Origin of the sequence: Streptococcus sp. 1171_SSPC, from assembly GCF_001069335.1 — a bacterium.
Taxonomy (GTDB): domain Bacteria; phylum Bacillota; class Bacilli; order Lactobacillales; family Streptococcaceae; genus Streptococcus; species Streptococcus xiaochunlingii.
Genome location: NZ_JWAK01000017.1, coordinates 59,539 through 65,939, shown reverse-complemented (window position 1 = coordinate 65,939; position 6,401 = coordinate 59,539). Strand labels below are relative to the sequence as shown.

Annotated in this window: 5 protein-coding genes; 4 read left to right on the top strand and 1 reads right to left on the bottom strand. The window is 41.4% G+C overall.

Annotation, left to right across the window (positions count from 1 at the left end):
* Positions 1–95: 95 nt before the first annotated feature.
* Entirely contained in the window at positions 96–2,282 is a 2,187-nt protein-coding gene (locus ADF75_RS03220) for an LTA synthase family protein (RefSeq protein ID WP_048789119.1), read from the bottom strand.
* A gap of 241 nt (positions 2,283–2,523) precedes the next feature.
* Between ADF75_RS03220 and ADF75_RS03215 the strand changes: the two genes are divergently transcribed.
* From ADF75_RS03215 to aroB, 4 genes are all read left to right on the top strand, one after another.
* On the top strand, positions 2,524–3,687 hold the full coding sequence (locus ADF75_RS03215) for a class I SAM-dependent rRNA methyltransferase (RefSeq protein ID WP_048789118.1): 1,164 nt from the start codon (positions 2,524–2,526) through the stop codon (positions 3,685–3,687).
* Positions 3,684–4,361, top strand: a complete 678-nt coding sequence (gene aroD, locus ADF75_RS03210; protein ID WP_048688131.1) for a type I 3-dehydroquinate dehydratase — start codon at positions 3,684–3,686, stop codon at positions 4,359–4,361. Before ADF75_RS03215 ends, aroD begins: the two co-directional genes overlap by 4 nt.
* On the top strand, positions 4,351–5,226 hold the full coding sequence (gene aroE, locus ADF75_RS03205; protein ID WP_048789117.1) for a shikimate dehydrogenase: 876 nt from the start codon (positions 4,351–4,353) through the stop codon (positions 5,224–5,226). Before aroD ends, aroE begins: the two co-directional genes overlap by 11 nt.
* A gap of 101 nt (positions 5,227–5,327) precedes the next feature.
* A complete protein-coding gene (gene aroB, locus ADF75_RS03200) occupies positions 5,328–6,392 on the top strand; it encodes a 3-dehydroquinate synthase (RefSeq protein WP_048789116.1) in 1,065 nt (354 codons plus the stop codon).
* The last annotated feature ends 9 nt before the right edge of the window (positions 6,393–6,401 follow it).

Genomic DNA, 6,401 nt, shown 5'->3' with positions numbered 1-6,401 from the left:
ACGCTGATTTCATCAGCTTTTACAGCCCTACTCAACTGTGTGGAGGTGTGACGACGAAATCGAATTCTAACGAATTACCGATTTCTGTCCCACTCTCATTTTTTTTCTGATGAAGATGAGCTAGAACTACTTGAGCTGGAATCTTCACTTGAAGAAGATGAACTGAACTGTTCAGGGTGGAGTTCCTTATAGCTTGGCGCTTTGAAGAGATCCACTGTTGACTGATTGCCTTTTTGGCTATAGAGGCTGGTTGAGGCATCCCCTTTTTCTTTTTCAATTTTCTTCAATGCTTTCATCGAGTTATTGTAGGAGTAGTCATCCGGGTTGACTTTACCAAGATCATTTCCTGTATAGAATCGTAAGAGGTCTCCTGTTTGGATACTATCACTAATCTTGAGTTGTAGATTCGCTGCCTCACGGATTTTATCCAGTTGCTCTTTCGTTGATTCGTCAGGATTGGTGATTTCTTCACCAGTCTTGGTGTAATAGGTCCGGCCACTGTAACTTGTATACTCAGGAGTCACAAAGTAGTTAGCAGAACGGAAAGCTACGATTTGGCTATGATTTGGAGATAACAAGTCTTGACCAACTTGAAGGAAGTTCTTAGAATCAATTCCTAACAAGTGTTCTAATGTTGGAAGCATATCAATCTCTCCACCATAGGTCTCAATCACTTTCCCCTTGTCCATACCAGGAATGACCACCATATACGGTACGCGTTGCAACATGGCATTGTCATAACTAGACCAAGTTTCAGAGTTCTTATCTAGCAAAGGAGCCAGAGCTGGATTTCGAGAATTAGAAATACCGTAGTGGTCCCCGTACAGAACAATAATGGAGTTCTCATAAAGACCAGAAGCTTTGAGATAATCGAAGAAGGCCTTGATGGAAGCATCCAAGTAGTTGGCTGTTGCGAAATAGCCATTAATGGTTTCATCTTGCGTCTCTGCAAGAGGGAAGCCAATTTCGTCACCAATCAGACTGGTTGTATAAGGATAGTGGTTAGAAACGGTAATGAACTTAGTATAAAACGGTTGTTGCATGTGTTCCAAGTACTTGATAGAATCCTTCAACATGATCTTATCATTAAGTCCATACTGGAAGGAGTTTGTATCATCTTGCTTGGTAAAATAGGAGGCATCAAAGAAGTAATGGTAGCCCCATTGTTTGTAGGCTGTATTACGGTTCCAGAAGCTTCCGGCATTTCCGTGGAAAACTGCACTGGATTGGTAGCCATTCTTAGAAAGAATGAAAGGAGCTGCTTGCTGGGTATTGGTCCCACCGTAGTTCACCATAAAGGAACCTTGGTTCAAACCGAACAAGCCAGTCTCAATCATGGTTTCTGCATCCGATGTTTTACCAGCTTTTACCTGGTTGAAGACATTGGCAAATGCAAAGGTTTCGTTTGAATGGTAGAGCGAGTTGATAAAAGGGGTCACTTCGTATTCTTTGCCATCGACTTTCAATTTATAGTCGATCAAGAATTGTTGGAAGCTTTCCAAATGGATATAGATAACATTACGACCTTTAGCAAGTCCAAAGGTTTCAGGGTTTGGTTGAGCATAATGGCTAGCAACATACTCTTCAACCGGTTTCAGGTCAACTTCAGAAGCCTTTGAGCGTTCTTTATTGGCCATGTAAGTCTGGTTGGCACTGTAACCCAAAAAGGCAGGTAAACCAAGCGCACGAACTACATAGTAGTTGGAGAAGCCACGCGTTAACAATTCCGGACGGTCAATCTCTGCCAAGAAAAGGTTGGCAGAGAAGAGCATAGCAGAGAGCGAAGTCACTGCAAAACTTGCCCGTTTGTTAAAGGGACGGTGATCTAGTTTGACCAATTTCTTTAAGAAGAGGAAAGCTAGAATCGGGAAGTCTAAAATATAGATAATATCCCAGGGACGGAATAATTCTAAGGCTGCAGCTCCAAGACCAGCGGAAACCTTACTAGAGGCCAGCATGGTATTAACCGTTACGAAGTCAGTAAACTCACGATAATAAATCGAGTTGGAAATCAACCAGATAAATAAAATGACATAGATGCTAAAAGATAGCAAATAAAAGAGTTTGGTTCTCTTAATATAAAAAGCGAGACCGATGAATAAGAGGCTGAGTGGAATCGGGTTAATCACTGCAAGAAAAACCTGATAAAAGCCTTGAATATCTAGATTAAAGTCTACTGCATAGGCCCACATGGTTTTAAACCAATAAAGCAACAGTAGGGTAAAGACAAATCCTAGTCTGGTACTCATAGCATCGAGTATCGTTTTGGTAATTTTTTTCACAAAAATATACTTCCTTGCCTTATTTCCTAAAAATTTTCTTACAACAGTATACCATAATTTAAAACGTTTTGAAATAAAGCAAGTAAATAATGATGTTAAAAAAGAGTATGGTTGGTATTGGTGATCATTAGCTAAATAAAAGAAGTGAGATTGTTTAAAAAGATGGTGAATACTTCCTTGATAATAGGATTCTTAAGTAGGAGACTTTGTGAATTTTTGAAAATTTTGATACAATAGAAGTATGAAAAAGCTGACAATTAACCGACAAGTTGAGAAAAAAATCCATAAAGGTTATAAGATTTTAGAGAAGAGTGATTTTGAACAACTCCCTTTTGACAATGAGGTGGTCGATCTGGTCACAGCTTCAGGTCATTTTCTAGGGACAGGCTATCTTTCAGAGCAAAACAAGGGGCTTGGTTGGGTCATTTCTACCAAAAAAATCACCTTGGATCAGGCTTACTTTGGTTACTTATTTGCTGAGGCTAAGTCAAAACGTCAGTCTTACTATCAGTCGGAATTGGATACAGCTTTTAGAATTTTTAATCAAGAAGGCGACGGATTTGGTGGCTTGACCATTGATCTCTATGGAGATTATGCTGTTTTTTCTATCTACAATGCCTTTGTTTATCAAATCAGAGAGCTTCTTGTTACGGCTTTTCAAGAAGTTTTTCCAGAGGTCTTGGGAGGATATGAAAAAATCCGTTTTAAGGATCCAGGTTATGAGTCAGCCCATCTTTTTGGTCAAGAAGCTCCAGAGCAGTTTTTGATTTTGGAAAATGGTGTTCGCTACCAAGTCTTTCTGAATGATGGCTTGATGACAGGGATTTTCTTGGACCAACACGATGTGCGTGCTAGTTTAGTAGATGGCTTAGCTGCAGGTAAATCCTTACTCAATATGTTTTCCTACACGGCGGCTTTTTCGGTAGCAGCGGCCATGGGCGGAGCAGTAGAAACAACCTCTGTTGATTTGGCTAAGCGGAGTCGCGAACTATCTGAAGCTCATTTTGTGGCAAATGGTCTAGCATTGGACCAGCACCGCTTTATCGTCATGGATGTTTTTGATTATTATAAGTATGCCAAGCGTCATGCCTTGACTTATGATGTGATCGTTTTAGATCCGCCGAGTTTTGCTCGCAATAAGAAGCGTACCTTCTCTGTTGCGAAGGATTATCACAAACTGATTGAGCAGTCCCTAGAGATTTTAAATCCAAAAGGAATTTTGATTGCTAGTACGAATGCTGCCAATGTCAGTCGGGATAAATTTAAGAAAGAAATTGAAAAGGGCTTCAAAGGCCAAAAGCATCGCTATATCAGTGAAGTAGGACTTCCAGCTGATTTTCGATACAATGAAAGGGAAGAAAGTAGTAATTACTTGAAAGTTTTTACGATTAAGGTGGATCAATGAAATTAGTCGTTTCTGTAATGCCAAGAAATTTTGAAGAAGCACAGGCCATTGATGCCAGTCGTTATCAGGATGCAGATGTCATTGAATGGCGTGCGGATTATTTAGACAAAAATGATATCTTACAAGTGGCGCCTGCCATCTTTGAAAAATTTGCAGGCCGTGAGATTTTATTTACGCTACGGACACGGGAGCAGGGAGGAGAAATTGAACTTTCTGGTGAAGAGTACGTAGCGCTTATCCATGATATCAACAACATCTACCATCCGGATTATGTCGATTTTGAGTACTTTGGTCATCAGGCCGAATTTAATCAGATGATGGATTATTCCAATCTTTGCTTAAGCTACCATAATTTCCAGGAAACCCCTGAAAATATGATGGAGATTATGTCTGAATTAACCAGCTTTACACCGAAATTGGTCAAGGTATCTGTGATGGCTCATACCGAGCAGGATGTTCTCGATCTAATGAACTATACACGTGGCTTTAAGACGCTTAATCCAGAACAAGAGTTCGTTACCATTTCTATGGGGAAAATCGGCCGAATCTCTCGCATTGCTGCCGATTTAACTGGTTCTGTTTGGTCCTATGCTAGTGTAGGAGAGCAAAGTGCACCAGGTCAAATTAGCTTGTCCAGCATGCACAAGATTCGGGAGATCTTAGATGAAGATTGATGGCTATACGCGAATGGCGGCCGTGATTGCCAAGCCCATTCGTCATAGTATCTCACCCTTTATTCACAACCGGGCTTACCAATTAACCGCGACCAATGCAGTCTACCTAGCATGGGAAGTGGAAGAAGAACAAGTCGAACAAAGTCTTCAACAGTTACGGGTACTGGATATGTTGGGCGCTAATATTTCCATGCCTTACAAGAAAAAGGTCTTGCCATTTTTAGATCAGGTAGATGGAAGCGCGCAACTTATTGGTTCGGTCAATACAATTGTTCAGAAAGATGGTCGTTTAACAGGCTACAACACAGACGGACTTGGTTTTCTAAAGAGTCTCCCTAAGACTTTTTCGATAAGGAATAAGAAACTCGTCCTTTTAGGAGCGGGTGGGGCTGCGACTGCTATTGTTGTAGAGGCTATTCGCCAAGGAGTTGGCGAGATTCATTTATTTGTTCGTTCAGAAAGTTTAGATAAGTATCAGGCTATCTTTGCTCCACTATCCGAAACTCTTGATGTTTCAATTTTCCTTCATGACTTATCCAGTCAGGATCAGTTGAATGCAACGATAGAGGGGACGGATTTATTGATTAATGCTACAGGACTTGGAATGGACGGGTCTTCTCTCCCTATTCCGAAAGACTTTATCTTTCCTAAAGGTTGTCTAGTGGCTGATTTAGCTTATTTTCCTGCCAAGACACCTTTTCTTCAATTAGCTGAAGAACAAGGGGCAAAAACCTTAAATGGCTTGGGAATGCTCTTCCATCAAGCTGCCGTTGCCTTCGAACTGATGACGGATAAAACTTTCCCGGAAGAGGAAGTCTGGCAAGCGTTGAAATTGGAATACCCAGATTATGTATTAGAAAAATGATGGAAGAAAACAGAAAAACTTAATCAAGTATGCTCTGTTTTCTCTTTTTATACAATAGTGAAATTGTAATCTTTTTCACATGGATTTGAAAGGAGATCCTTATGAAGGTGAATGTTGATCTACCAAAGAATGGTTATGAGATTGTCATTGAGAATGGAGCGATCCAAAAGGTTGGAACCTGGCTCAGTCAATTATGGAAAGCTCAAAAAGTAGCAGTCATAACAGACAACCATGTGGGGTCTCTTTATGCAAGTCAGGTGGTAAAAAGCCTTGAAAGTGAAGGATTTACAGTAATTAGCTATGAGTTCCTAGAAGGAGAAGCTAGTAAAAATTTGACGACCGTCCAGAAAGTCTATGAATTTTTAGCGAAAAATGGGATGACACGATCAGACGGCATTCTTGCTCTTGGTGGTGGCGTTGTTGGTGATCTAGCTGGCTTTGTAGCTTCCACCTATATGAGGGGCATTCATTTCGTTCAAGTACCGACTAGTTTGACAGCGCAGGTTGACTCCTCTATCGGAGGTAAGACCGGAGTCAATACACTCTATGCTAAAAACATGGTAGGAACCTTTGCCCAACCGGATGGGGTATTGATTGACCCTGAAGTGCTGCGGACTCTTGGCCAGCGCGAGTTGATCGAGGGCATGGGGGAAGTCATTAAGTACGGTCTCATCGAAGATCCTGCCTTGTGGGAAGAACTGGATCAAATGGATGGCTCCATTGAGTCTATTTATGAGCATGCAGAATCCTTGATTGCCCATTCCTGTCAAGTCAAGCGCAAGATGGTCGTCGAAGATGAGTTAGACCAGGGCATTCGCCTATATCTGAATTTTGGTCATACCCTTGGCCATGCGATCGAAGCAACAGCCGGTTATGGCCAGATCATGCACGGAGAAGCCGTAGCGATAGGAATGGTGCAAGTCACTAAGGTAGCAGAAGCCAAGGGATTGATTCAAGCCGGTTTAACGCAGGCTATCCGGCAAATGTGTCAAAAATTTGGCTTACCAGTAGAATTCCATACTTGGGATAAGGAAAAGCTTTATCAGGCCTTGACCTTAGACAAGAAGGCGAGGGGAAATCAATTGAAACTCGTTTTGGTACAAGAAATTGGAACCTGTCAGATCCATCCAGTCCCGTTGGAAGAAATGAGAGACTTCTTACACTAGAAAGCGACA